Genomic DNA, 25,515 nt, shown 5'->3' on the forward strand with positions numbered 1-25,515 from the left:
TCATCCGATAGCGGTATTGTGGCAGGTTTATTGATTTTTAACAAGCAATAAATTTGCTATAATAACCCTTTTGGCACTTTTAAAAATTATGACATATTCAACTGCTGTTAATTTATCTGATATTGCGAGCCCTGCCCAAACCCGCGTCATTGTGGGGATGTCAGGGGGTGTTGATTCTTCTGTCACCGCCGTTTTGCTCAAACAAGCAGGCTTTGACGTTGAAGGCTTGTTTATGAAAAACTGGGAAGAAGATGACGGTACCGAATATTGTACCGCCATGACTGACCTTGCTGATGCGCAAGCGGTCGCCGATAAAATCGGCATTAAGCTGCATACCGCCAACTTTGCCATGGAATATTGGGATCGCGTATTTGAGCATTTTTTGGCGGAATATAGCGCCGGTCGCACCCCAAATCCTGATATTTTATGCAACAAAGAAGTCAAGTTTAAAGCCTTTTTGGATTATGCGCTAACCTTGGGGGCGGATTATATTGCCACCGGTCACTATGCGCGCCGCGGTTTTAGCGATGAAACTGGCAAAGCGCCACTACTGCGCGGACTTGATAACAATAAAGACCAAAGCTATTTTCTGCACGCGGTGGCAGGCGATAAAATCGCCAAAACCTTGTTCCCTGTGGGTGAGTTAGAAAAACCTGAAGTACGCCGTATTGCCGAGCAATATGATTTAGCGACAGCGAAGAAAAAAGACTCTACCGGCATTTGCTTTATCGGCGAGCGACGCTTTAAAGACTTTTTACAGCAGTATTTGCCCGCTCAAAAAGGTGATATCTATACCGATGATGGCAAAAAAATCGGCACCCATGATGGCTTAATGTATTACACACTCGGTCAACGTGGCGGTATTGGTATTGGTGGGGTCAAAGATAGAGATGAGGCGCCTTGGTTTGTGTTGCACAAAGACTTAGATAATAATCGCCTGATTGTCGGTCAAGGGCATGACCATCCGATGTTACAATCCACTGAATTGACTGCCTATAAACTTGACTGGGTGGTTAATGCACCAACCCAACTGTTTACTGCCCAAGGTTATCGCTGTACCGCCAAAACGCGCTATCGTCAGCCCGATCAAGCCTGTACAGTTTTTGCCCTTGATGAAACGGGGGATACCATAAAAGTGGTGTTTGACGAGCCACAGCGTGCGGTGACCCCCGGTCAGTCTTGTGTGTTTTATCAAGATGACATCTGTTTAGGCGGTGGCGTGATTCAAACCATCGATGCCCCTACTAGCCTGGCTGAAGTTTAAAGTTTAATACACATCAACACACAAACAGCGCAAATTGATATCATTTGCGCTTTTTTTATACCCTATTGATTAAGAAAAGTTTGCAGCTAAGCGTTTGTTCCACCCTGCTTTTTTTCGTAGGTAGCCAATTCCCCAGCAGCTTAAATAAATCACAAATGAAATGGTGGTGATATAGGGTGAAATCGGCAGTCCAGGTCCTAACGATAATAATATGCCGCCAACCCCAGCGATAATGGCAAACAGCATAGACAACAAATAGACATAGATAGGTCTAGCCGTCACTTGACTCGCCGCCGCAGCAGGCGTGATGAGTAACGATAATAACAGCAATGCACCGACAAACTGCACACTCACCGCCACCACAAGACTCAGCGCAAACATAAACAGCAAGGATAAAAATGTTAAATTCAAATGCTGCGCTTGGGCAACTTGCGGGTCGACTGCGGCAAATAACATGCGCTGACCAAATATGGCAATGATTGACAGCACAATCACTGCGACCACTAACATCGACTGCAATTCAGCGGGCGTAATTGCAACAATTTGCCCAGTTAATAAGCCAAATTTATTGGAGGAGCGACCTTGATACAAGGATAAAAACAACACCCCCAGCCCAAGCCCGAATGGCAACAAAATACCCACCACTGAGTTGCGGTTTTTGCCATCAATCCCCATCACTCCCAGCACCATGCCCGCCATTACCGCCCCAACGACGGCGCCTAGCGTCACTGAAGACCCTAACCATAAGGCACACGCCGCCCCTGCAAACGACAGCTCTGCTGTCCCATGCACGGCAAACGCCATATCCCGTGCCTGTACCATCGGTCCAATGAATCCCGCCATCACACCCAACAATACCGCGGCCACGATGGACGTTGATACCAAGGGCAACAGCTCAGCAAAGTTATCAAAATTGATGATGGTATGTAGCCAAGTCGTGAGCAGCATGTAAATTCCAAAAGTTAAAAAACCATCGAATGTGATGGCTTGTTTTTGATTGAAGCAAATAAGTTAGAGAAATCGATTGATTAAGTCGATACCACCGAGGTTGGCAGTCGCATTTTCAAGGCGCAGTACTTTATCTACCAAAGGTATAATTGGTTCGAGTTCATGACTAATCATCAAAATCGCGGTATGATGCGCATGTTTGCGATGGGCTAAAATATCACTAACCACATACTGGCTTGCCACATCAAGGCTCAGTAGCGGCTCATCCATCAACAAAACATCAGGCTCAGCGACCAAGGCTTGGGCGATACGCATGCGCTGCTGCTCACCACCCGAGAGCATGGTAAGCGGCGCATCACAAAATGACTCACCGCCGACTTCCGCAATGGCTTTATCCACCAAATATTTTTTTTGTTTTGCTGTTTGCCAAAAACCGCCCAAGGTTTTTTTGGGGCTAAACAGACCAAACAAATAATTTTCCCCATCCAGCCCTAGCTGCACCAAGTCCCTACCCCGAATCGGTAGTTTTGGCGCAAAGTCTTTGAGCTGAGGCACATAGCCTACTCGAATATCTTTGCCAAGCGTGATTGAACCACTTGATAGTGGCACAAGTTTGAGTAAACTTCGCAGCAGTGTGGTCTTGCCTGTACCATTGGCGCCGAGCAAAGCCACAAATTCACCCGATAAAATCGAAAAATTGACATCCTGCCAGAGCAGACGTTGTCCAAAGTGCATACTGCCATCTTTGACTTGCAGAACGACTTGCTGTGAATGGGGCGGTTTGACAAACGATTGGCAATGAATAGCCTGCTCAAACTGCCGCTCGCTATTGGCTATTTTGGTGGTTGACATGGGCATGGTGGCTACTTCTTCATCCTAACAGCAAGATTAACGACAAGATCCTAAAGGCGAGGATGGTTGATTGGCAATATCACATTGCAAAAAATCTGGGCTAAAAAATTTAAGCATTATAAGCGATAACCAGCCAATACTATACCAATTAACGCAAATTTTTCCCCAAATGCGCTAATGGGTAATCTAAAATTTTTAGGCTAATTAAAATTAGCGCGTCGCGGCCGCAAAATCATCCAGGGTTTTTTCAATAAATTGCGTATAGCTTGTCACGCCATCGGGCAGAGTTTCATAGACCGCCACAACCGGTACTGTTGATGCCTTCGCCAATGTGATTAGTTGCTTTGAGGTAGCATCCTCGGTCTGGGCATTGACAACCAACAAACCCACTTGTTTATTGCTCAGCAGGCTTTTGCTGTCATTGAGCACTTTGACCGATACCCCCGCATCCGTCTCTGATTGCACAGCATAGGCTTTTGGCGTCACATCCTTGATGCCCATATCTGCTAGCAAATACCCGATGACGGGCTCAGTAGCAAAGGCAGTGATGGCTTTTCGCTGTCCGATTTGTTGGGCTTTGACTTTAAGCGCATCAATTTGCTGGATGAATTGCTGGGTATTTTTCGCATAAATTGCTTGATTGGCAGGCGATGTTGCAGCCAATTGTTTGTTGACTGCTTCAGCCACTTTTTTTGCTGTATCGAGGGAGAAAAACACATGCTCATTGAAGTCACCGTGCGAGTGACTATGTACTTCGCTATGCGCTTCACTGGGCACGTGAGGATGATCAGATGGTTGCGGATCAGCGGTTTTTATTTCGTGTTGGGTGTCGTGTTGGTGTTGTTCACTGGCAGACTCATCTGCCGCATTGTCCGTGTTAGGCGACAGCCCTGAAAGTGCTACGGCATTAATCACCACAGGTTTGTGACTCACCGACTGAGCTAAGCTCATACCCCAATCATCATACCCGCCACCGTTGACCAGCATGACAGCGGATTTGGTGATGTTAAGCTTGTCGGTCGCTGTGGCTTGATAATCATGCGGATCTTGTGATAAATCATCGACCCCCACAATCACATTGACTTTATCCCCCCCGACCGCTTTAGCCACCGAACCCCACACATTGGTGGTGGCATACACGGTGGGTAATTGGGTATCAATAACGGTGTTTGATGAGACTGTTGTAGCTGAGCTATTTGATGCGGATTGATTTGAGGTGGATTGATTATCAGTTTGCTTTTGGCAGCCTGTTAATCCACCCAATAGGCTCATCGTCAATGTTACCCCTGCAATCGTGGGGGTTTTTAGTAGCCTTAGTAGCAAAAAAGGTCGGCTAAAAAAAGCATATTTGTTAATCAATGCGTTTATCATGCTGGGTCGCCCAATCAAGTATTGAGAAGATTAAAAATGTTATATTATAACATTTTAATGGTGTTCTCAAGGTGGCTCAAGGATTTATGCTGGCTTGAATTGCATCTATCGCACCTTTAAATTCAACTATTTGCGCTGACCTTTTTATGCCATAATAAATTTATCACCTTGCTGTATGGTTCACAGGCAAATCGGTTGTTATTTTCTACGCTTTACGCCTGTCAGCACTTTTTTGTATGACCCACTCTCACAGGATGTTTTTATGAAACAATTTTTCGCGCCTTGTCTGGTACTTGCCAGTATGTTGGGCACAACATTTGCCCACGCAGCCTCTATGCCAGTGGATACCAATGCCCGCTTTAAACTGGGTTTAAACGCGTCTATCAATCATTATGCGTACGATAAGGACAATGATGTTACGATCATGCCACAGGCATTTTATGACAACAATCGATTCTACATTGAAGGCAGTGAAGCGGGCTATTATCCCTACAAAGACGCACAAAACGAATGGCGATTGACCGCAAGCTACGATAGCCGTTCATTTGATCCAGACGATGCGAGTACAGCGGCGTTAAAAGGACTCGATGAGCGTAAATGGTCTGCTATGGTGGGCACTAGCTATATGCGCATCACCCCGTATGGTGGCTTTAAAGCGCAACTGGAAACTGATGCCTTAGGTCGCAGTGATGGTACTAGCGCAAAAGTGGCGCACTTAAGCAGATTTAAAGCAATGGATGATAAAATCACCATTTATCCTGAGTTAGGACTGCAGTGGTACAATGACAAGTACAACAACTACTACTTTGGTGTTTCTGAGCAAGAATCGCGACGAACAGGAATAAAAGCTTATAACGCTGATAGTAGCATTACTCCCTATGTCAATGTCAGTGCCAGTTACGCCATTTCGCCACGCTGGAGTGCGTTTATCAGTCAGCATTTAGAGTATTTGAGCGATGAGCAAAAAGACAGCCCACTGGTTGATAACCGTGTCGATAGCAAAACGAAAATTGGCTTTAACTATCAGTTTTAATGCATAGCTTGATGCCTAGTTTACCCATAAATAGCTGCCCATAAAAAGCGCAAATTGTTTGATTTGCGCTTTTTTTATTTATAAGAAAGGATTACTTACTTCGTCCACGTGCGACGCTTGCTGCTGTTGCGTGGCAGATTTTTCCACCGTTTGCGCTTGATGGACTTCTAAATACGCAATGATTTGGTTCAACACATCTTGTAATTGTTTTGCCGTGGCTAAACTTTGTTTATCCAACGTAAACGTCGCACTGCCATAGAGATTGACTTGCTCTCCTTGATTCTCAAGGGTAAATTCGCCCAAGCCAACGCTTTGGCTATCATTTTGAAATGGTTTAAAAGCACTCATCTTTTTCCCTTGTTTAGTTGCTAATTTGCTAGTTTTTGACTTGCTAATTACTACTTATGGTTATGGTGAAATAGTTGCTACATTACTCGGCAAACTGGGAAATGCATTGACCCCGGTGCGTTTTTTAAGGGTGCTTAGGCTAATTTTTTCAACGGTTCCGCTATCATCATTCGGGCTAAAAAATGCCATCGCTTGATGTTGTGATGGCAAATATACCGCTTTAAAAAAATGCGATGGCACCAGCACACGATTTTTTAGCCGTTTGACTTCCGGTGTTAGAAATGCCACCCCTGTCACCACATAAGCTGAGCCGTATTGGTTGGTCAGGTTGCGAGTTTGTGTTTCAATTTTTACCCAGGTTTTACGGTTGTTATCAGGTGTTTGTGGGGCAATATTGGCCAAACTAAAGCTATCAAATTGTGAGTCCGGGTTTGCCATATCAGCATTGGGCGCTAAATGCCCTCTGTCAAATCCGGTACGGGTATAATCGCTCAATAAGCTACGCACCTCGGTTGGCAGGCGAGTTTCTTCATGAAAGTTATCCTCTCTGACCAAGGTTTTGGCAGCCGTTATTCGTTGTCGTGTTAAATGCTCAGCGACCCAAATCGGGGTTTTGGTGACACCCGAATACATCACCGCGAAGCCATTAAAGCACAGGGGGTAGGTTTTTTGCGATAGCTTAGCAGTAATTGTCGGCTGGGTTTTCTCCAAAAACTCGCTGGCGCATTTTTGTAGCGCCTTGTCTAGCGAACGCGTGGTGAGTGCTTGGGTATCTGGGTTCGCTTGGGTGTTAGGAATAGTGGCAGGGGTATTAATAGTATTGCTATCGGGCTTGGCGGTTGAGGGCGCAACACTACAACCTGTCAAATACAGCAAGCCAACGCTTATGGCTGATAAGATGGCAGTATGGCTAACAAAATGGGTTTGAACTATCATGAGTGACCTTAAACAAAGAAAAAATAAAAAATGATGCAATGACGACAATGGTATGGTTTGGGCTAAAGTGTCAGATAACGTAGTTTAAAGCTCGGTTTAAAACTTCTTGGTTATTTTATAAGTTTTTTTAGTGGAATACGCAAATATTTACTGGTAGTGATAGCAGTTTTTTGAAATGTTTTTTGGCTAATATTGCGTTGACTATTTTTATCCCCATATTTTCCCATCAACAATTGCTTAAGTTCTGATAAAATACACCTTTTGTCGTTAGTAAATTTTTATGAGTACATCAACCACACCACAAAACGCCGTCGTCTTACTCTCGGGCGGGCTAGATTCCGTGACTTGCCTTTACTGGGCAAAAGCCAATTATGCCAACGTCACAGCGGTAAGCTTTAACTACGGTCAGCGCCACAATAGCGAACTGAATGCCGCCAAAAAAATCGCTGTGACTGCCCAAGTCAACCATCGTATTATCGATATTGATTTGGCACAGTTAGGTGGCTCGGCGTTGACCGATGCTTCGCTGGTGGTACCCGATGCCAAACAAACAGATTTTAGCGATAATCAGCATAATGACAGCATTCCAATTACTTATGTACCTGCGCGTAATACCATCTTTTTGTCGTATGCGCTGGCATTGGCAGAGGTGACACAGTCCAACGCCATTGTGATTGGCGTCAATGCAGTCGATTACTCAGGCTATCCTGATTGTCGTCCTGAATATATTGAAGCCTTTGAAAAGATGGCAAATCTCGCTACCAAAGCCGGTGTGATGGGCAATCATCTCCACATTGCAACGCCATTGTTGCATTTAAGTAAAGCAGAAATCATTAAGTTGGGGGTATCGCTGGGGGTGGATTATGCTTTGACCGTGTCATGCTACCGCGCAGATAGCGAAGGACGCGCCTGCGCGCACTGCGATAGCTGCTATCTACGTCAGCAAGGTTTTTTACAAGCTGAAATAGATGACCCGACTATTTATCAGTAATCTATCATCATCAAATCCTGCCAGCTTTATTGCGTCAACGGTAAAGCTAGCCATTGTACGATTGAACACCTGCTGTTCTATACTGCTGTCTTTTATGAGGATAAACTATGAAACATTCAGCCATCGCAACCCTATTTGCTAGCATGGTTTTGCCATTTGCCGCGCATGCCGCCAATCCACAATATGTCAATGCTTGCGCCACCCAAATGACCGAAAAACACATCACTGATGCCGCTTCTGCAAAAAAAGTATGTACTTGTGTGGTAGATGAACAAGCAAAAATCACCCAAGCGCAAAAAAATGAGCTTGATACTTGGGTAAAAAGTGGAAAAGATGTTCGCCAAAACAAAACTTTTCAAACCATCAGTGCCCGTATGAAAGCGTGTGGCAACGGCGTTAAATTTAATAAAGCCCGTCCCTAATTGGTTACAATCAATACCATAATCGATAGCGCCGCACCACCAGACCAGTTGTTTACTGGTCTTTTTTTGTTTTGTCGCATGAAGAAGTTTGTACTCAATCTGGCTTTCTGATATTGTTAGTTCAATTTTTGCTTGGGAAATGCCCATGACTCAACTACCCAATTTTTTGGTCACCACGGTTGAAGCGGATACCAGCCGTCATTCTACAAATCAGCCGCAATTTATCCAGCGTCAAATCAATCTGCTAGCTTATGCCAAACAAGCAGACAAAGGCTTGATTCTGTACTTTTATCCAAAAGACAACACCTCAGGCTGTAGTGTACAAGCGCAAGATTTTAGCCATCATTTGCCCCAACTGCAGCAGCTTGGCTACCAAGTGATTGGCGTATCAAGAGATAGTGTCAAAAGCCATGAAAAATTTATCAGCAACCAACAGATTAATTTTGCACTGGTGAGTGATACCGATGAACAGCTTTGCCAATATTTTGGCATCATTGCCGAAAAAAAATTGTACGGCAAAGTCAGCCTTGGCGTGGTGCGTTCAACCTTAATTTTCGACAACGCAGGCAAGCTGGTTCATGAGATGCGCAATGTCCGCGCCAAGGGGCATATGGATAAATTACTTGCGATATTGCCCACCCTTTAACTCAGATTAAGCCAAACACCTTATTTTATTTTGATTTTTTGACTCGAGATCACTCATTGTATGTCCGTGAACCAGTTTTTTAAAAATATCTATCACGACTTGTATTATGACGTCTATAAAGCAGTCGGTGGTTCGCTCGAAGATGAAGCAGTTAATTGGCCGCTGTATCTCTCCAAACTTGCCAGTACAGGCATCAAAATTATGGTACTGTTGGCAATTTTGGTCGTGGTCTATCGGCTAAGTTTGTTGCTCATTAATTCTGCCCGTTTTATCGCCAAAGACAGTAAATACAGCCAATCGTTAAGGCTCATCGCACGGTTGATGTGGTTGTTTTCAAGTTTGCTTGCGGTGATGAGCCAGCTTAATTTTGAACCTGAAACAGTCAAAGCCACTGCCAAAGCAGGTATTTGGTCAGTGATTTTTTATATGGCGTGGTACAACCTCGGTTATTTGATGCAAAAAATGCTCAAAAATTATGGGTTAAATGCGTCCATTGAACAATTACTGCACAATTTGTTATCCATGCTCATCATCGTATTATGGATTGCCTCGGTGATGTCGCAGTTTGGTTTTGACATTGTGTCTGTGGTTGCAGGTCTTGGGATTGCGGGTATAGCAGTGGGTTTTGCCGCGCAAGCCACACTCGCCAACTTTATTGCCGGTATCACCATTTTGATTGAGCAGTCGTTTCAAGTCGGTGATTGGGTCAGCATCAATGAAAAAGAAGGCAAAGTGGTGCAAATCGCCTTGCGCACTACCCAAATTTTGACCCGTGACAATATCACTGTGATTTTCCCCAATTCAACCGTTGCCTCAGCGGAAGTCATTAATTTGACTGCCAAAAATCTGATTCGTTTTGATATTGAAGTGCGTATCGCGTTGGAAGCGGATATTGAAAGCGCTCGCGCTATCATTCTTGATATTTTAGCCAACACCAAAGAGGTATTAGAGCGTCCTGCGCCCACAGCGACAGTGGATAAAATTGGCGATTTTGGGGTGTTTTTTATCGTGCGGTTTTGGGTCAATCCGCCACACGTGTCTCGGATGCCATTTATCAAAGAAAATCTACGCGAACAAATCAAAGTAGCATTAGATGATGCCGGCATTGCCACACCTTACCCTCATATGCAGCTTTTAATGCCAAGCGGTGAAGTAGCACCATCGGTAAAAACTTCCCCATAATTTCAGACATTCTGTCATTTGTCCTTTGCTAATCATGCTAAAATACGCCATTAATCAACTTTGACTTTTTTTGGCAGTTTTTATGACAGACAGCAATACAACGCCCGTCGGGCAAACTTTTCACATTGTAATCACTTGTGCGGATGGGCTAGAGATTCCCTTGCAAACTGAGCTGGCAAGCTTTGGTATAGATACACAAATTGAGCGCACGGGTCGGCTGATGGCGACATTGACGTTGGCGCAGATTTATCAAGTTTGCCTATGGTCTCGTGTGGCATCGCGGGTGTTGTTGCCACTGGGCAAAAAGAACATCAATCCCGAGTACGATATTGCAGATCAGCTCTATACCTTTGCCAAAACTGTCAAATGGACCCAGCTATTTGATTTGGAGCAGACCTTTGCGATTCGTTTGACACTAGATAAGCGCGTACAAGCCAACCAGCAATTCACCATGCTGCGTGTCAAAGATGCGATTGCCGACCAATTTAACGAGCAGTTTGGTCGTCGCCCCAATGTCGATAAAAACCCCGATTTTGGCATTGTCGCTACGGTGGGTGACAAACAAGCTGAATTATATCTAGACTTATCAGGTACCAGTTTGCACCGCCGTGGTTATCGTGCTGCAATGACCGAAGCGCCACTCAAAGAAAACTTGGCGGCTGCCCTGCTCTATAGCGTGAATTTTCACACCACCCAATTTGACAGTATCGTCGACCCGATGTGCGGCTCAGGCACGCTGATTATTGAAGCCTTGCTGATGAGCGCAGATTATGCCGTAGGACTGGATAAAGCCGATAGCCAATTTGGGTTTTATGCATGGCAACATCATGATACTGCCCTTTGGGAGCGTATGGTGCAAGACGCGCAAACCCGTTTTCATCATCGCCTAAATGCCATGGCAAATGGCGAGATGCCCGCGGTATTTGCTTTTGATATGGATTCAGGCGCGGTTCGAGCCACGCACAAAAATTTAATCGCCGCAGGTTTGACGCCTATCATCAACCGTATTACCTTGCAGCAGCGCTCACTGGCGACCCTTAATTTGGCACTAGAAAAACAAGTCAATGGCTGGGTCAATCCCCTGTTTATCACCAACCCACCGTATGGTGAGCGTCTGGGTGAGGAAGAATTGATTAAACCCTTGTATCAAGGTCTGGGTAAAAAACTACAAGCCCTGTTTGCAGATAGCCCTGCCAAAGTGACTTTGGGTGTCCTCGCTGCCAAAGTTGAACAAGCCGACGTACTACCCCTTGCCGAGCCAAAAACCCTACGCTGTCACAATGGTGCTATCACCGTTTATTTTCGTTATGGTGAGCTGTTAAAGAGTAAAGATACACCGGTGATTACGCGCTTTGAAAAACGTGAAATTGCCGTAGAAGAAGGTCAAGATTTTATCAATCGACTACAAAAAAATCTTACCAATCTGCGCAAGCTTGCTCACAAACAAGCGGTGACCAATCTGCGGGTGTATGATGCCGACTTACCTGATTTTAAAGTAGCGGTGGATGTGTATGGCGAATTTGTGCATGTGCAAGAATATGCTGCCCCCAAATCAATTCCGTTGGAGACCGCCAAAAAACGCTTTAATCTAGCGCTGCATGGCGTGCGTGAAGCCTTGCAAGTGAACCGTGAGCAAGTGTTTATCAAAACCCGCGCCCGCCAATCCGGCAATGAGCAGTATGAGAAAAAAGCCAATTCGGGTAAGTTCCATGTAGTCAGCGAGCCAACCGCCAACAACCAACGGGCGTATTTTTTGGTGAACTTTAGCGATTATTTGGATACAGGGCTATTTCTTGACCATCGCAGCATCCGAAAAATTATTGCAGAAAACGCACGTGGTAAAACAGTGCTTAATCTGTTTGCTTATACTTGTACCGCCAGTGTGCATGCGGCATTGGGCGGTGCAAAAGCGGTGACATCGGTGGATTTATCACAAAACTATCTGGATTGGGGACGCAAAAATTTTGCCCTAAACGGCTTGCCAGATTTGCCAAGCTACCAGTTTATTGCCCAAGATATTTTTGAATGGATTAAAAGCAATACTGAGCAGTACGATGTGATTTTTATCGATCCGCCGACTTTTTCTAACTCCAAAAAATTTCAAGGTACGTTTGATGTGCAACGCGACCACGTACCGCTCATCAACCGTGCCATGAATCGCTTATCGTCTGAAGGCGTGTTGTATTTTTCCAATAACTTTACCAAATTTGTGCTAGATGACGAAATCAACAACCGCTATCACGTTGAAGAAATGACCAACCAAACCATCGGCTTTGATTTTGATAGTAAACGCCCTATTCACCAGTCGTGGGCGATTCGCCACAAATAATTTGCCAATAAAAAAGCGATGACTCGTGTTAGCCATCGCTTTTTTTGATGAGTTGGTTATTTTGCCATAGTCTTGGTTTCAATCACGCTATCAAGCTTGTAAAGACTGCCATAGCCTTTGGTATCGGTCGGTGGGGTGCGATAGCGAGTCAAGCGTAAAACCCGCTGTGCGCTTTCATCATGACGATAACCCATGATGGGCGCATCGAGAAGATACCATTGACCCACCGCTGTTTTTAGTCCCTGATTGTCATAATTGATGTCGCGCACTTCTAGGCACTTTTTATCGGTGACGTTGTCGCAATACTGCCATTTGGGTTTGACCTCCAAAAATACGGTTTCCCCTTTGCCGTATTTTACTTCAGGCTTTAATTTACCTACCCACTGAAGCCAGCTACCATCAGCCGTGGTTTGCGACAATACTGCATCTACTTGAGTTTCCATTATTTGTAGCTCACTTGGGCTTTGCATCTGTTTAGCAAGCCATTGTTCCCGTGCTTGCAATTCACCACAACCCATTAAAGTACTAATACCTGTCCCGATGGGTTGCATGGTATTTTTGCTTAGGCTATATTGATTTGATAGTTGGTTACAGCCTACATTATAGGTTATGTGATTTTGGTTAAAGTTTAGCGTGACTTTGCCATTCTGTGTTTGCAAGTATGAACCATTCCACGTAATCGGATCTGTGCTATTGATATTGTTAAGCTGCCAATCATAACTCTGTAAAGAATTAGTGGTGGGGGTAGAGCCGATAAAGATGGGCAACTGCACGTATGGCACTCTTTCACTCGGCGCTGATGGGTTAGTATTCACCGTTTGGCAACCCGTCAGGGCAAGCATGAGCAATGCGCTGGTTTTAAAGCTACCTTTAACTTGATTGTTTATCATTGTTTATATCCATTATTACGCCATTAATTGAAGTTTAGCCAAATATTTATGGTTACTCAGCATCCGTTCTGTAAATTTAGTTCAGTACCTTTAAGTTTAGTTGAGTATATTTAATGGGAGAGTTGGCATAAAAAAACCCAGTCAAGCGACTAGGTTTTTGATTTTAAACTTAACATAAACAGTCTTAACATAAACAGTTATTTATTCGGTTGTGGCGTGGTGCGTAGATAAGGTTTGATTTCTGTATGCCCTTTTGGGAATTTCGCGGCGATTTCTTCATTTTTGACGCTCGGCGGGATAATCACATCGTCCCCGTCTTGCCACTCAACCGGCGTTGCAATGCCATAATTATCTGACAATTGCAATGCATCAATCACCCGTAAAATTTCATTGAAGTTACGACCCACGGCAGCTGGGTAAGTGAAAGTTAACCGCAGTTTATGCTGTGGATCGATAATGAATACACTACGAACCGTGTGCGTGGTTGACGCATTTGGGTGAATCATGTCGTAAGCTTCCGATACTTTTTTGTCAGCATCTGCAATGATGGGGAAATTCACCTCGCAGCCTTGGGTTTCTGAGATATCGCCTGCCCAAGTTTTATGGTCTTCGACACTATCGACTGATAAAGCAATGGGTTTGACATGGCGCTTTTTGAATTCATCACCCAATGATGCTGTGCGTCCTAACTCCGTGGTACAGACTGGGGTAAAGTCTGCGGGGTGTGAGAATAAAACCACCCAGTTATCACCTTGCCAATCGTAAAAATTGATGTTGCCTTCAGTGGTTTGTGCGTCAAAATTTGGTGCCGTGTCGCCAATTCGTAATTGTGCCATCGCTGACTCCTTATGATTTGATTTGATTTGATTTGCTCTGATTTGATTTATCGTATGTGGTTATTGTTTGATATCGGTCTTTTACACAGACTCAGCAAAATTTTAACAGATTCTAAATTCATTAATCATGACTTTTTGCAAATCTTTGTTTCTAAAAAGGCATAAGCGCGCTACGATTGACTGTTTTATAGTGGAGGTTTTAATCAAATTCCGCGGTCTTTAAAAACTGCGCGACCACGTTAAACTGCCCAGCAGTGGTATCTTCTTCATACATCGCTTGGCGAAACGCATTGGAATTGGCAATGCCTGAGGTATACCAAGCAATATGTTTACGAGCGATACGACACCCCGAGTATTCGCCATAAAACGCATAAATCTCTTGCAAATGGCTTAATACAATCTCTTTTAGCGCATCCATCGTTGGACTGGGCAAGATTTCACCGGTCTTTAGATAATGCGCAATATCACGAAAAATCCAAGGCTGCCCTTGCCCTGCCCGCCCAATCATAATGCCATCAGCGCCTGTTTGCTCATATACTTGTTTGGCTTTTTGCGGGCTGTCGATATCGCCATTGACGATAACAGGAATGGTTAGAAGATTTTTAACCTCTTTAATTAACTCATAGCGAGCGCTGCCCAGATATTTATCTTCCCGGGTGCGTCCATGTATCACAATCATGGCGATACCTGCCGCTTCTGCCATTTGCGCGACACGTAAAATATTTTCTTCACCATTGGCATAGCCTAGACGGGTTTTTAGCGTGACTGGCACATCCACTGCATTGACCGTGGCATCCAATAGTCGCTTGACCAAGTCTTCATCTTTGAGTAGCGCTGAACCGGCAAGCTTTTTGCAAACTTTTTTTGCCGGACAACCCATATTGATATCGACAATTTGCGCCCCATTGGCAACTTGATAGCGAGCGGCTTCGGCGATTTTTTCTGGGTCTGAGCCAGCGATTTGCGCAGAAATAGGCGCGATTTCACCCTCAAAATTGGCACGATATAGCGTTTTGTGATGAGCAAATAACGTGGCATCAGACGTCATCATTTCTGACACGGCATGCCCTGCGCCAAAGGACTTAGCCAGCATGCGAAAAGGCTTATCAGTGACCCCTGCCATCGGGGCAACGATGATGCGGTTGGCGATGGTCTGGTCGCCGATATTGAGGGGAGTGAGCAATGAATGGTTGGACATAAATAAAAAAGCATGATGGGCTCAAAAATGGGGAAACATTATAACTTTTATCACTCGTGCTTTGGCAAAAAATATCACTTATTTAGTGCAAATCCGAATTTCCCCCTTTTAAACAATCTGGTGAGTTTTTATATTAATTTTTACGATTTTTTATTTGTTTGTCATATAGACTTAACTCAATAGAAGTTTAATAGTGTCATACTCATCAATTTGCTAGACATAGATTTAGACATAGATATGGGCATAAACATATGTTAAAACAGCTTAAGCTTTGGTATCGAGGCGGTAAGCATGTCAATGGGGAAGTGATTTATCAGCTGCCCCATTGGTCTGCTAGGGTGGCTCGTCGTACGGTTGATTTTGTTTCGCTTGAATGGAAGTGGTTATTGGCATTTTTATGCCTAATTATGATAATTCTTATTATCGCTATTTGATTCGTCGCTATTTGATTTGTCGATATTTTACCTATTTAGCCATGCCAATTTGGGCAACATATGGGAGGTAAAGACATTGTATATAAAACCGCTAACAAGGTTCACTATGTTTTACCATGACAATTCGTTGAGATTTTAGTATACTATCTTGTTTATTTGACACGCTTATACGACCGCTATGACCCAAATTCCTGTCATTCAAAACCCAGAAATGGTCAATCCCCAAGACCTTACCGCAAAAATCAATCTACTTGGCATGAGTAAGGCTGAACTTGGACAATTTTTTGCCAAGCTAGGCGAAAAACCGTTTCGCGCTACCCAAGTGATGAAGTGGATTTATCAATTGGGCGTGACCGATTTTTATCAAATGACGAATTTGTCCAAAAAACTACAAGAAACATTGGATGAAGTGGCAACTGTCACCCCACCTACTGTCAAGTTTAAACAATTTAGCGAAGATGGCACCCGCAAATGGGTGTTTGAAGTAGCAGGTGGCTCGCTGGTGGAAACTGTACTTATCCCAGCTGACGATAACAAACAATTTGGACGTAAAACCTTATGTATTTCCTCGCAAGTCGGCTGTGCGCTTGACTGCTCGTTTTGTAGCACCGGTAAACAAGGCTTCGAGCGGGACTTATCGCCTAGCGAAATTATCGGACAGCTGTGGGTTGCCAACCAGTCTTATATGGAAAATGTGCCTGTCACTGAACGTGAAAATCGGGTCACTAATGTGGTGATGATGGGCATGGGTGAACCCCTGTTAAATTACGAGCCTGTGGTAGCCAGTATGTCATTGATGCTCGATGATTTTGGTTTTGGCTTGTCCAAACGCCGCGTTACCCTATCAACGTCAGGCATCGTGCCAAAGATGTATGAGCTTGCCAAAGACATTGATGTGGCACTTGCCATCAGCCTACATGCACCCAATGACGAACTGCGTAATGAACTGGTACCCATCAATAAAAAATATCCACTCAAAGAGCTGATAGCCGCCGCCAAATCTTATGTATATGACGAAAATCCCCGTCATAAAAAGCACGTCACCATCGAATATGTGATGTTAAAAGACGTCAATGACACGGATGAACACGCCCGTCAGCTGGTCAATCTACTCAAAGATTTGCCTTGCAAAATTAATTTGATTCCGTTTAATCCGTTCCCGCATGCGCCTTACGGACGCTCTAGTAACAATCGTATTCATGCGTTTAGCAATATCTTGAACCAAGCAGGCTTTGTCTGTACCATTCGCCAAACCCGCGGCGATGACATTGATGCGGCATGTGGACAGTTGGTTGGACAAGTCACCGATAAAACCCGCCGAGCAAAACAATGGCAAGAAAAAGTGTCGAAAACGTTACAATCTAAAGCATCTCATTAAATCTTTTATCATTATAATGGTTTGGCGTGATAAAGGCGCAAGTTAGCCTTATCGGTTGGTGTTATCAAGGTTTTTTTGCTATAGTAATAGCCGTTTTTAGTGATAGGCTTGTTTTGCTGTTGGGTTTTATCGACAATTAAAAATCGTTATCGACTGTCAAAATTTTTAATTATTCAATTTAGTTCATTTGATTATGAGTAAGTTTGTTATGCCACCATGTCACTCACGTCAAACTCATTTATACCACAGTCAACCTGCTATTTTGTGTCAGTTAGACGACAACTATATAAAAGACAATGATAAAATGCCAGGCAAATCAAATTTTTTATCGAAGGTTTTTGCCGCAGGTATCATTGGCTTTTCAAGCCTCACCCTTTGCCTAACCGGTTGTACCACCACCCGACAAGTCACCACGCAGACAGTCACCGCAAGTGACCCAAGTCGTTGGGAAAAAAATCCAGAAGAAATCGCCAGAATTCGCACCGCGATTGCTGCTGAATATATTCGTGGTGGTAAATTAGACGATGCCAAACGACAGTTAGAAAGTGCCTTAAAGTCTTATCCAAAGTCAGCAGAAGCCAATGATATGATGGGCGTGTTATTACAGCAAGAAGGCAGCCCGCGCAATATGCAAAAAGCCGAAGCTTATTTTAAAAACGCCATTGCACTCAATCCTGACTTTAGTCAAGCAAACAACAACTATGGCGTCTATCTCGCCCAACTCGGTCGTAACCAAGAAGCGATTGCCCAGTTTCAAATTGCGGGTTCTGCCTTGGGGTATGACGGTCGTGCCAGTGCGTTAGAGAATTTAGGTCGTACAGCATTAAAGGTCAAAAATAAACCGCTAGCGATACAATCATTTATCAAAGCACTCGATGCCAACCGCCAAAGCATCGTCGCCCGTACAGAGCTCATAGATATTTTATTGGCCGATGGCAAATTTTTGGAGGCGCAGGCGCTGTATAATGATTTGGTTAAAATTATTGGTCAATCCAACCTTGACCCGCGCACTTTATCGCAAGGGATTAGGCTTGCCAAGCTTGCGAACAATACCATAGAAGTGCAAAAATTAGCGCAGCAGCTTTTGGATCGCTATCCCCTTAGCGATGAAGCAAAGCAGATTCGTTCTGGACTTTTAACCCCAACGTCAACTTGGAAATAAGATGGAAAACAGCAATAACACCGATAATCAACAAAACTCTACCCCTGTTCATGACACAACCCAGCTTTTGGGTCAGCGTTTTAAACAGGCCCGTGAGAAAAAAGGCTTATCGATTGACGATGTGGCTGCCAAAACTTTCATTTTAAAAAGTCATCTTCGGGCGCTTGAAGCCAATGATTTTGATGCCTTACCACAGCCTACCTTTGCACGCGGTTTTGCCACTACCTATGGGCGTTTTTTGGGTTTGGATAAAAATCTAGTTGCGCAAAGTTTTGATGCCCAGTACCCCGCTACCCTCAAACAAAAATATGCCACGGTCATCAATGCCCCGATGCAGCCGATGGGCACGCTTAATCGTGAAGCGCGTCCCAGTGTGCGCATTAATCCTTTTGTCATTGGTGGGATTTTATTGGTATTGGGACTGGCGATTTTTATTTTTAATAAAGTTAGCAAAGCACATAACGACTCGGTTGAACAAGCGCCCGCTAGTGCTGTTGCCAGTATGCCAACCCAAGACCAAGTCAGCGGTGCGTCGCTTAACAATGCAGGCTCAGCGATTGTGACAAACACAGTCACTGCCAGTGGCTTACCTGCCACCGGATCTGCGATTACCGGTGTCGCGGTGAGTGCTGATAATGCCAGTGCTACAGCAGCGACAGGACAAGCTGGCGCCAAAGCTTCGCTTGATATTTTTGTCAAAGACACCACCAAAATCACCATTGTCGATGCGACAGGCAATACGATTTTAGATGGCGAGCAAGCACGCGGTAGTTACCAATTGACAGGTCAAGCGCCGTTTCAAGTCACTATCGACAAAGCCAGCAACGTGAGCTTGGATTTGAACAAACAACCGATTAAATTAAGCAATTATGCCCAAAACGATAAAGCCAATTTTACGTTAAAACCTTAACGGCTTATCACTTTAAAAATACGCTAAATCATTCGTTATAATAGTTATAATAATAGGAACGCCTATGTCAGCGCATAATCCCATCAAACGTAAACTCACCAAAAAAATCTACGTCGGTAATGTCGCAGTAGGCGGTGACGCCCCCATTAGTGTGCAAAGTATGACCAATACAGATACCTGTGATGTCGATGCCACTGTGGCACAAATTCAGCGCTGTGTCGATGCCGGTGCTGATCTGATGCGCGTCTCCACGCCAACGATGCAAAGCGTAAAAGCCTTTGCCGAAATCAAAAGACAAGTTTCTGTGCCACTGGTGGCAGATGTTCACTTTGATTATAAAATTGCGCTGGCGGTGGCTGATGCGGGCGCAGACTGTTTACGTATCAACCCAGGTAATATCGGCAATGAACAAAAAGTGCGTGAAGTGATTGCCGCCGCCAAACATCATGGCATCAGTATGCGTATTGGCGTAAACGCGGGGTCACTAGAAAAAGATATCCAAAAAAAATATGGTGAACCTACAGGTGAAGCGATGCTTGAGTCGGCGATGCGCCATATTGATATTTTAGATCGTAATAATTTTGACCAATTTAAAATCTCAGTCAAAGCCAGTAATGTGTTTTTGACCATGGATGCGTATCGGTTGATTTCTGCACAAGTTGACAACCCCCTGCATTTAGGTGTGACAGAAGCAGGGGTGTACCGTACCGGTACCGTTAAGTCTGCCATTGCCTTAGGCGGGCTACTGCTAGAAGGCATTGGTGATACCATGCGTATTTCGCTAGCCGCTGAGCCAGAAGAAGAAATTAAAATCGGTTTTGATATCTTAAAATCACTCGGCATCCGTAGTAATGGGGTGAATTTTATCGCCTGCCCTAGCTGCTCACGTCAAGAGTTTGATGTGATTCGGGTGATGATGGACTTAGAAAAACGCCTAGAGGATATCCGTGAGCCAATGGATGTATCGGTGATTGGCTGTAAAGTCAATGGTCCAGGGGAAGCCAAAGAATCGGATATCGGCGTGGTGGGTGCGAGTCCAAATAGCCTAGTATATAAAAATGGGGAAAAATCACATTTGATTGATACCACCAAGCTTGCGGACGAGATTGAAGCCATGGTACGTCAAAAAGTGGCTGAACGGGAAGCGCAGCGCGCCAATGAAATTTTACGGGTTAAATAATTTTTGTGTCGTTTATTTTTTTAGTTTGTATTGTTTGGGAAATTGACCATGTTAAAATCCATTAAAGGTTTTAATGATATCTTACATATTGAGACAGAATCGACGCGCCCATCGAGCGAATGGCGCCAACTTGAAAGCAGCCTTATCGATGTGCTCAATCAATTTGGCTTTGAGCAAATTCGCCTCCCAATCGTTGAAGAAACCCAGCTATTTGCCCGGGCGATTGGCGATGCCACTGACATTGTCGAAAAGGAAATGTATAGTTTTTATGACAAATCTAACCCACCTACGGCATTGACGCTACGCCCTGAAGGCACGGCAGGCGCGGTACGTGCCGTGGTGGAGCATAACTTATTGCGGGGTGACAACCCAAAACTTTGGTACATTGGTCCTATGTTTCGCTATGAACAACCGCAAAAAGGCCGTTATCGTCAGTTTCACCAATTAGGGGTTGAGAGTTTTGGCAGTGAATTGGCGGATGCTGATGCTGAGCTCATCATCATGACCTACCAAATGTGGCAAAAATTGGGTATTTTAGACGTGGTGCAACTTGAGATTAATAGCTTGGGTGAGATAGACGAACGACTGGCATATCGCCAAGCTTTGGTGGATTTTTTAACCGATAAAAAATCTCAATTGGATGAAGATAGTCAGCGCCGCTTAACCACCAACCCACTACGCATTTTAGATAGTAAAGATAAAAATACCCAACAAATTTTACAGAACGCCCCAAAGCTTGCTGACTTTTTGGGGGCAGCAAGCCAGCAGCATTTTGAAGCCTTGCAACAGTATCTTAAAGCGGTCAGCATCAATTTTGTGATTAATCCAAAACTGGTACGGGGTTTAGATTATTACAATAAAACCGTATTTGAATGGACGACTGACCAGCTAGGTAGCCAAGCGACGGTATGTGCTGGGGGTCGTTATGACGGTCTTATCGGACAAATCAAAGCCATTGGCAGTGATAAGCCAGCCGCTTCCGAGCCTGCAGTAGGTTTTGCCATGGGACTTGAGCGTTTGTTGTTACTCATGCAAAAGGTACAGCCGTTTGAGGCAACACCGGCCTGTGATGTATTTGTGGTCGCCCATCCTGATGTTTACACCGATGCCATCAAATTTGCCCATGAGCTGCGTACACGACGTTCAAATCTTCGCGTGAAAATGGCGAGTGCCACGAGCTTAAAAGCGCAAATGAAAAAAGCCGACAAATCAGGTGCGCAACTGTCAGTGATTATCGCGCAAGATGAAGTCGCCAATCAGCAAATTACCATCAAAAAAATGGCAACCGGTGACCAAATTACGGTCGCGAGTGATACGCTCTTTAGCGAAAATCCAGATTTTATCTAATCTATCTGATTGAGCCAAATTTGATGGGTAACTTATATCAGTAATTTTTTGAAAGGCTTTATGTAATGGTTAAAGACGTACAACCTAAGCTAGTAAATGATGAACAGCAATTCTTAAGCGCGCTCAAACAATATGGTGGCTATATTGTATCCGCCATTATGTTGGTATTAGCGGGTTATTTTGGCTGGACTTACTGGCAAAAGCATGGCGGCAATATAGATACCGCAGCAGCGAACGATTTTGCCAAAATTCAAAGCGACCAAAACAACATTGAGACCCTAACCACCCAAGCTGCCAGCGATACCAAAGCACAAGCGCAACTGACTACGGCGCAAACCAATTTGGACAAAGACTTGGGCGAATTTGTGGCTAAGCATGATAATTCGGTTTATACATGGCAAGCCTTGATGCTGCAAGCCAAACAGCAAACCGATAAAAATGATTTAAAAGCGGCGGCGGCAACGCTACAAAAAGCGTCTCAGTTAACGCTCAAGGATGATGGGCTAAAAGCCATTGCCATTTTGCGCCAAGCACAAGTGCTGTTGTCGGACAATCAAGCAGATGCGGCACAAAAGCGCTTACAAAGCCCCTTACCCGCTGCCTTTGAAGCCAGTAAACTTGAGATTTTGGGGGACATTGCCAACCAACAAGGGGATAAAAAAGCGGCTGCTACTCATTATCAAAAGGCTTGGCAATTGATTGAACAACGTAATCAAAACAACCCAAACCCACAAGACCGTGCATTGCTGCGTATCAAAATGGAAAGCCTAGGCCTAAGCGTCAAACAACCTGATTTAACAGGCGGCGTACTCGCTAAACCTACCCAAGCACCTACCCAAGTTGAAAATGCTGCCCCTGCTGCAGCAATCGCATCTGCGCCCGCAGTTGCGTCAAGCACAAAATAGGCACACATAGCTAAAAAATAGGCAAAAAATCTTAACCTGACAAAACTCTTAAATGGCAATATTTAAATTTCACCGTACGTTACGAGATAAACAATGACGACCATAACAACAACAAAATCGACACCCTTATCGACAAACTTAATGAAACCTGCCGTATTTGCAACCGCCTTGGTGGTAGCGATGACCCTGACAGGTTGTGACAAGTTTAAAAAATCTGACAATGTCCATAAACCTGCCGCACTTGTGAAACTCGCTAGCAGTCAAAATGTGATTTCCCCACTGTTTAGTCAAGGCAGTAATACAAAAATTAGCCAACGCTTTGGCAATTTGCGCAACAAAACCACCATCAGCCAACAACCTACCGCCTTTCGCGTGGCGTATGACAACAATGGCTATGTGAATGCGTTAGCAGACGGTAGCGTGCAAGCGTTTGATGGGCAAGGCAAAGTGCTTTGGAGTACCAAACTCAAACAAGGCTTAATGTCAGGGGTGGCGCTAGATGAACAATCTCGCGTAGCCGTGGTTAGTGACAGCAAAGGGGTCATCATTGCGTTAGACAGAATGACTGGCAAAGTTATTTGGCAAACGCCGTTGGACACCGCAACCCTATCCCCTGCCCTAATCAGCCAAAACCGTGTCATTACCCTTGGCAATGATGGTAAAATTAGTGCGCTGTCGCTAGAGTCTGGCGCGCCTATTTGGACTTTTAACACCCAAAATCCAAATTTAAGCGTTCGCGGTAGTGCCACGCCGATTTTGTTCAATCGCAATACGGTACTGGTGTCGACAGCCGATGGTCGTATCCATGCCTTAAATATCGATAATGGCGTACCCATTTGGTCAAAACGTTTTGGTATTAGCAAAGGCAGTAGTGATATCGAAAAAATTTCTGATGTGGATGCCACCCCCGTACTAGATGGCAATATGCTGTACGTTGTGTCTTATAGCGGTCAGTTAGTCGCTGCCGATATGGCTTCACAGCAGCTAAGTTTTGTCAAAGAGTTGGCGAGCCTAAAATCAGTCGGCACAGATGATAGTCAAGTTTACGCCACTTCGCTTGATGGCGAATTGGTAGCGATGGATAAAATGACAGGCACGGTTAATTGGCAAACCGATAATTTGTCTTATCGTGGTTTGAGTAACGCGGTGAGTATCGGCAACTACGTGGTGGTTGGTGATGCTATGGGTTATTTGCATGTGTATGACCGCACCTCAGGGGCACTGGTTGACAGAAAACAAGCCAAATCCGACGTGGCGGTATTACAGTTTATCAATAACCGTTTGATTGCCCAAAGCGCAAATGGCGCATTTAGTGTTTGGCAAGTAAATCGTTAATTGTTAAACTGTTTACGCATTTAGCAGTTTTGGTGATTGGGTTAGCAGCCCAGACTGATAAAAGTGTGAGTTTAAATGACAACCCAGCATTGCAGCGCGATGTTGGGTTTGTTAAGTTATAGAAATAATGAATTTTTCAAGCATGTTAAAATCTTGCTTGTTGAAAATCTTGCTTTTTGAAAATTTTGGAAATTAAATTTATGAAACCAGTTGTTGCCTTGATTGGCCGTCCGAACGTTGGCAAGTCCACCCTATTTAATCAGTTGACCCGCAGTCGTCAAGCCTTGGTTGCTGATTTGGCAGGTCTTACCCGCGACCGTCAATATGGCGATGCAACCTTTGAAGAAAAATCCTTTATCGTCATCGATACCGGTGGTATTGGCGAAGTGGATGAAGGTGACGGCACCATTGATGACTATATGTCGCACCAATCGCATACCGCTATCCATGAAGCAGATATCATTGTATTTGTGGTTGATAGCCGCGCAGGTATCACCGGCGCCGACGAAGTCATTGCCAAACAACTTCACACCCTAGGAAAGCCCGTGTTTTTAGCCGCCAATAAAATGGATGGCGTCCATGAAGCGGCGATTCATGAATTTTATGCGTTAGGTTTTGGCGAGCCATTTCCCATGGCAGCCAGTCACGGACGTGGGGTCGGCAATTTATTAGAAGCCGTCACTGCCAATATGCCCACCGATGACCAAGAAGAACAAGCACCTGATGGCTTACGTATCGCCATCATTGGCAGACCTAACGTGGGCAAATCGACCCTTGTCAATCGCTTGCTTGGTGAAGAACGCGTGGTGGTTTTTGATATGCCAGGTACCACGCGCGATAGTATCTATATCCCTTACGAGCGTGACAATAGACATTATGTGTTGATTGATACTGCGGGTGTGCGTCGCCGTGGACGTATTGACGAAAAAGTTGAAAAGTTTTCTGTGGTAAAAACCTTGCAAGCCATCAAAGATGCCCACGTGGTCATCGTGGTCATTGACGCGCAAGAAGGCATTACCGATCAGGATTTGAACTTATTAGGCTACGCCTTAGAAGCAGGTCGCGCGATGGTGCTTGCCATCAATAAATGGGACGGGCTTGACCAAGACCAAAAGAACTTTGTCAAAATTGAAATGGATCGACGTTTTAACTTTATCCCTTATGTAAAAGTGCATTTAATCTCTGCGCTTCACGGAACGGGTGTTGGCAATCTTTACCCATCGATTCACCGTGCCTATGATGCGGCAATGTTTGATATTTCCACCAGTCGCTTGACCCAAATTCTACAAGATGCGGTTACTGCACACCAGCTCCCTATGGTAGGCGGGCGACGGATTAAACTTCGATTTGCGCATTTGGGCGGTCATAATCCACCGATTATTGTGATTCATGGCAATCAGACCAGCCAAGTGCCAAACAGTTATCGTCGCTACCTAGAAAACGAATTTCGCAAGGTATTTAAGCTTGAAGGCACCCCGATTCGGGTTGAATTTAAACAAAACGCCAATCCTTATGCAGGTCGCACCAATACCATGACGGATGCGCAAAAAGAACGTAAACGTCGAGAGGTACAAAAATTCAAAAAACGCGGCAAAAAACGTTAAGGTGATGTTAATTG

23 protein-coding genes are annotated in these 25,515 nt (G+C 44.5%); 15 read left to right on the forward strand and 8 right to left on the reverse strand.

Annotated elements, in window-relative coordinates:
- Positions 1 to 88: 88 nt before the first annotated feature.
- Entirely contained in the window at positions 89 to 1,264 is a 1,176-nt protein-coding gene (mnmA, locus tag H9W84_RS06235; protein WP_239742427.1) for a tRNA 2-thiouridine(34) synthase MnmA, read from the forward strand.
- Positions 1,265 to 1,333: 69 nt separating this feature from the next.
- Here the strand turns inward: mnmA and H9W84_RS06240 are convergent, their stop codons facing one another.
- From H9W84_RS06240 to H9W84_RS06250, 3 genes are all read right to left on the reverse strand, one after another.
- Positions 1,334 to 2,212 (reverse strand): metal ABC transporter permease, encoded by an 879-nt coding sequence (locus H9W84_RS06240; RefSeq protein ID WP_239742429.1) that lies wholly within the window; start codon positions 2,210 to 2,212, stop codon positions 1,334 to 1,336.
- Between the two features lie 63 nt (positions 2,213 to 2,275).
- A complete protein-coding gene (locus H9W84_RS06245) occupies positions 2,276 to 3,070 on the reverse strand; it encodes a metal ABC transporter ATP-binding protein (RefSeq protein ID WP_239742431.1) in 795 nt (264 codons plus the stop codon).
- A 204-nt stretch (positions 3,071 to 3,274) separates the two neighbouring features.
- Positions 3,275 to 4,435 carry a metal ABC transporter solute-binding protein, Zn/Mn family gene (locus H9W84_RS06250; protein ID WP_007115353.1) on the reverse strand — a complete coding sequence of 387 codons (1,161 nt, stop codon included), beginning with the start codon at positions 4,433 to 4,435 and terminating at the stop codon, positions 3,275 to 3,277.
- 262 nt (positions 4,436 to 4,697) lie between these two features.
- Between H9W84_RS06250 and H9W84_RS06255 the strand changes: the two genes are divergently transcribed.
- Complete coding sequence (locus H9W84_RS06255; protein ID WP_239742433.1) at positions 4,698 to 5,468, forward strand: MipA/OmpV family protein; 771 nt, start codon at positions 4,698 to 4,700, stop codon at positions 5,466 to 5,468.
- 78 nt (positions 5,469 to 5,546) lie between these two features.
- On the opposite strand, the gene H9W84_RS06260 is transcribed toward H9W84_RS06255, so the two are convergent.
- The gene (locus tag H9W84_RS06260) at positions 5,547 to 5,816 is read right to left on the reverse strand and encodes a hypothetical protein (RefSeq protein ID WP_050325408.1); all 270 of its coding nucleotides are present in this window, start codon (positions 5,814 to 5,816) and stop codon (positions 5,547 to 5,549) included.
- Positions 5,817 to 5,876: 60 nt separating this feature from the next.
- Positions 5,877 to 6,752 carry a DNA/RNA non-specific endonuclease gene (locus tag H9W84_RS06265; protein WP_239742435.1) on the reverse strand — a complete coding sequence of 292 codons (876 nt, stop codon included), beginning with the start codon at positions 6,750 to 6,752 and terminating at the stop codon, positions 5,877 to 5,879.
- Positions 6,753 to 7,032: 280 nt separating this feature from the next.
- Here H9W84_RS06265 and queC point away from each other — a divergent pair, with 280 nt between their 5' ends.
- From queC to rlmKL, 5 genes are all read left to right on the forward strand, one after another.
- Positions 7,033 to 7,743 carry a 7-cyano-7-deazaguanine synthase QueC gene (gene queC, locus H9W84_RS06270; protein WP_239742437.1) on the forward strand — a complete coding sequence of 237 codons (711 nt, stop codon included), beginning with the start codon at positions 7,033 to 7,035 and terminating at the stop codon, positions 7,741 to 7,743.
- Positions 7,744 to 7,850: 107 nt separating this feature from the next.
- Entirely contained in the window at positions 7,851 to 8,165 is a 315-nt protein-coding gene (locus tag H9W84_RS06275; RefSeq protein WP_239742439.1) for a hypothetical protein, read from the forward strand.
- Positions 8,166 to 8,310: 145 nt separating this feature from the next.
- Positions 8,311 to 8,811, forward strand: coding sequence for a peroxiredoxin (locus tag H9W84_RS06280; protein WP_144917728.1), 501 nt, complete (start codon positions 8,311 to 8,313; stop codon positions 8,809 to 8,811).
- 60 nt (positions 8,812 to 8,871) lie between these two features.
- Positions 8,872 to 9,993 (forward strand): mechanosensitive ion channel family protein, encoded by a 1,122-nt coding sequence (locus H9W84_RS06285; RefSeq protein WP_239742441.1) that lies wholly within the window; start codon positions 8,872 to 8,874, stop codon positions 9,991 to 9,993.
- Between the two features lie 82 nt (positions 9,994 to 10,075).
- Positions 10,076 to 12,322: a bifunctional 23S rRNA (guanine(2069)-N(7))-methyltransferase RlmK/23S rRNA (guanine(2445)-N(2))-methyltransferase RlmL gene (gene rlmKL / locus H9W84_RS06290; protein WP_239742442.1), complete on the forward strand. Its 2,247-nt coding sequence runs from the start codon at positions 10,076 to 10,078 to the stop codon at positions 12,320 to 12,322.
- Positions 12,323 to 12,378: 56 nt separating this feature from the next.
- On the opposite strand, the gene H9W84_RS06295 is transcribed toward rlmKL, so the two are convergent.
- The 3 genes from H9W84_RS06295 to dusB all read right to left on the reverse strand — a co-directional run bounded on the left by H9W84_RS06295 (position 12,379) and on the right by dusB (position 15,246).
- Entirely contained in the window at positions 12,379 to 13,212 is an 834-nt protein-coding gene (locus tag H9W84_RS06295) for an META domain-containing protein (RefSeq protein ID WP_239742444.1), read from the reverse strand.
- 197 nt (positions 13,213 to 13,409) lie between these two features.
- On the reverse strand, positions 13,410 to 14,048 hold the full coding sequence (locus H9W84_RS06300; protein WP_239742446.1) for a peroxiredoxin: 639 nt from the start codon (positions 14,046 to 14,048) through the stop codon (positions 13,410 to 13,412).
- A gap of 199 nt (positions 14,049 to 14,247) precedes the next feature.
- Entirely contained in the window at positions 14,248 to 15,246 is a 999-nt protein-coding gene (gene dusB / locus H9W84_RS06305; protein WP_239742448.1) for a tRNA dihydrouridine synthase DusB, read from the reverse strand.
- A gap of 612 nt (positions 15,247 to 15,858) precedes the next feature.
- On the opposite strand from dusB, the gene rlmN reads away from it, so the two are divergent.
- The 8 genes from rlmN (at position 15,859) to der (ending at position 25,501) form a co-directional block, all read left to right on the forward strand.
- Positions 15,859 to 17,058 (forward strand): dual-specificity RNA methyltransferase RlmN, encoded by a 1,200-nt coding sequence (gene rlmN / locus H9W84_RS06310; protein ID WP_239742450.1) that lies wholly within the window; start codon positions 15,859 to 15,861, stop codon positions 17,056 to 17,058.
- Positions 17,059 to 17,266: 208 nt separating this feature from the next.
- Entirely contained in the window at positions 17,267 to 18,220 is a 954-nt protein-coding gene (gene pilW / locus H9W84_RS06315) for a type IV pilus biogenesis/stability protein PilW (protein WP_239742452.1), read from the forward strand.
- 1 nt (position 18,221) lies between these two features.
- Positions 18,222 to 19,130, forward strand: coding sequence for a RodZ domain-containing protein (locus H9W84_RS06320; protein WP_239742455.1), 909 nt, complete (start codon positions 18,222 to 18,224; stop codon positions 19,128 to 19,130).
- Between the two features lie 64 nt (positions 19,131 to 19,194).
- Complete coding sequence (ispG, locus tag H9W84_RS06325; protein WP_239742456.1) at positions 19,195 to 20,310, forward strand: flavodoxin-dependent (E)-4-hydroxy-3-methylbut-2-enyl-diphosphate synthase; 1,116 nt, start codon at positions 19,195 to 19,197, stop codon at positions 20,308 to 20,310.
- A 48-nt stretch (positions 20,311 to 20,358) separates the two neighbouring features.
- Positions 20,359 to 21,657, forward strand: coding sequence for a histidine--tRNA ligase (hisS, locus tag H9W84_RS06330; protein WP_239742458.1), 1,299 nt, complete (start codon positions 20,359 to 20,361; stop codon positions 21,655 to 21,657).
- A 65-nt stretch (positions 21,658 to 21,722) separates the two neighbouring features.
- Positions 21,723 to 22,562 (forward strand): YfgM family protein, encoded by an 840-nt coding sequence (locus tag H9W84_RS06335; RefSeq protein WP_239742460.1) that lies wholly within the window; start codon positions 21,723 to 21,725, stop codon positions 22,560 to 22,562.
- Positions 22,563 to 22,655: 93 nt separating this feature from the next.
- A complete protein-coding gene (gene bamB, locus H9W84_RS06340; RefSeq protein ID WP_239742462.1) occupies positions 22,656 to 23,897 on the forward strand; it encodes an outer membrane protein assembly factor BamB in 1,242 nt (413 codons plus the stop codon).
- A gap of 200 nt (positions 23,898 to 24,097) precedes the next feature.
- Positions 24,098 to 25,501 carry a ribosome biogenesis GTPase Der gene (der, locus tag H9W84_RS06345; protein WP_239742464.1) on the forward strand — a complete coding sequence of 468 codons (1,404 nt, stop codon included), beginning with the start codon at positions 24,098 to 24,100 and terminating at the stop codon, positions 25,499 to 25,501.
- Positions 25,502 to 25,515 lie beyond the last annotated feature (14 nt).

The sequence above is a fragment of the Moraxella tetraodonis genome (genome assembly GCF_022359095.1).
Lineage (GTDB): Bacteria > Pseudomonadota > Gammaproteobacteria > Pseudomonadales > Moraxellaceae > Faucicola > Faucicola tetraodonis.

Bases quoted from the DNA above. Each gene is read 5' to 3' on its own strand.
- mnmA (WP_239742427.1), top strand. From the start codon at position 89: ATGACATATTCAACTGCTGTTAATTTATCTGATATTGCGAGCCCTGCC.
- H9W84_RS06240 (WP_239742429.1), bottom strand. From the start codon at position 2,212: ATGCTGCTCACGACTTGGCTACATACCATCATCAATTTTGATAACTTT.
- H9W84_RS06245 (WP_239742431.1), bottom strand. From the start codon at position 3,070: ATGCCCATGTCAACCACCAAAATAGCCAATAGCGAGCGGCAGTTTGAG.
- H9W84_RS06250 (WP_007115353.1), bottom strand. From the start codon at position 4,435: ATGATAAACGCATTGATTAACAAATATGCTTTTTTTAGCCGACCTTTT.
- H9W84_RS06255 (WP_239742433.1), top strand. From the start codon at position 4,698: ATGAAACAATTTTTCGCGCCTTGTCTGGTACTTGCCAGTATGTTGGGC.
- H9W84_RS06260 (WP_050325408.1), bottom strand. From the start codon at position 5,816: ATGAGTGCTTTTAAACCATTTCAAAATGATAGCCAAAGCGTTGGCTTG.
- H9W84_RS06265 (WP_239742435.1), bottom strand. From the start codon at position 6,752: ATGATAGTTCAAACCCATTTTGTTAGCCATACTGCCATCTTATCAGCC.
- queC (WP_239742437.1), top strand. From the start codon at position 7,033: ATGAGTACATCAACCACACCACAAAACGCCGTCGTCTTACTCTCGGGC.
- H9W84_RS06275 (WP_239742439.1), top strand. From the start codon at position 7,851: ATGAAACATTCAGCCATCGCAACCCTATTTGCTAGCATGGTTTTGCCA.
- H9W84_RS06280 (WP_144917728.1), top strand. From the start codon at position 8,311: ATGACTCAACTACCCAATTTTTTGGTCACCACGGTTGAAGCGGATACC.
- H9W84_RS06285 (WP_239742441.1), top strand. From the start codon at position 8,872: ATGTCCGTGAACCAGTTTTTTAAAAATATCTATCACGACTTGTATTAT.
- rlmKL (WP_239742442.1), top strand. From the start codon at position 10,076: ATGACAGACAGCAATACAACGCCCGTCGGGCAAACTTTTCACATTGTA.
- H9W84_RS06295 (WP_239742444.1), bottom strand. From the start codon at position 13,212: ATGATAAACAATCAAGTTAAAGGTAGCTTTAAAACCAGCGCATTGCTC.
- H9W84_RS06300 (WP_239742446.1), bottom strand. From the start codon at position 14,048: ATGGCACAATTACGAATTGGCGACACGGCACCAAATTTTGACGCACAA.
- dusB (WP_239742448.1), bottom strand. From the start codon at position 15,246: ATGTCCAACCATTCATTGCTCACTCCCCTCAATATCGGCGACCAGACC.
- rlmN (WP_239742450.1), top strand. From the start codon at position 15,859: ATGACCCAAATTCCTGTCATTCAAAACCCAGAAATGGTCAATCCCCAA.
- pilW (WP_239742452.1), top strand. From the start codon at position 17,267: ATGCCACCATGTCACTCACGTCAAACTCATTTATACCACAGTCAACCT.
- H9W84_RS06320 (WP_239742455.1), top strand. From the start codon at position 18,222: ATGGAAAACAGCAATAACACCGATAATCAACAAAACTCTACCCCTGTT.
- ispG (WP_239742456.1), top strand. From the start codon at position 19,195: ATGTCAGCGCATAATCCCATCAAACGTAAACTCACCAAAAAAATCTAC.
- hisS (WP_239742458.1), top strand. From the start codon at position 20,359: ATGTTAAAATCCATTAAAGGTTTTAATGATATCTTACATATTGAGACA.
- H9W84_RS06335 (WP_239742460.1), top strand. From the start codon at position 21,723: ATGGTTAAAGACGTACAACCTAAGCTAGTAAATGATGAACAGCAATTC.
- bamB (WP_239742462.1), top strand. From the start codon at position 22,656: ATGACGACCATAACAACAACAAAATCGACACCCTTATCGACAAACTTA.
- der (WP_239742464.1), top strand. From the start codon at position 24,098: ATGAAACCAGTTGTTGCCTTGATTGGCCGTCCGAACGTTGGCAAGTCC.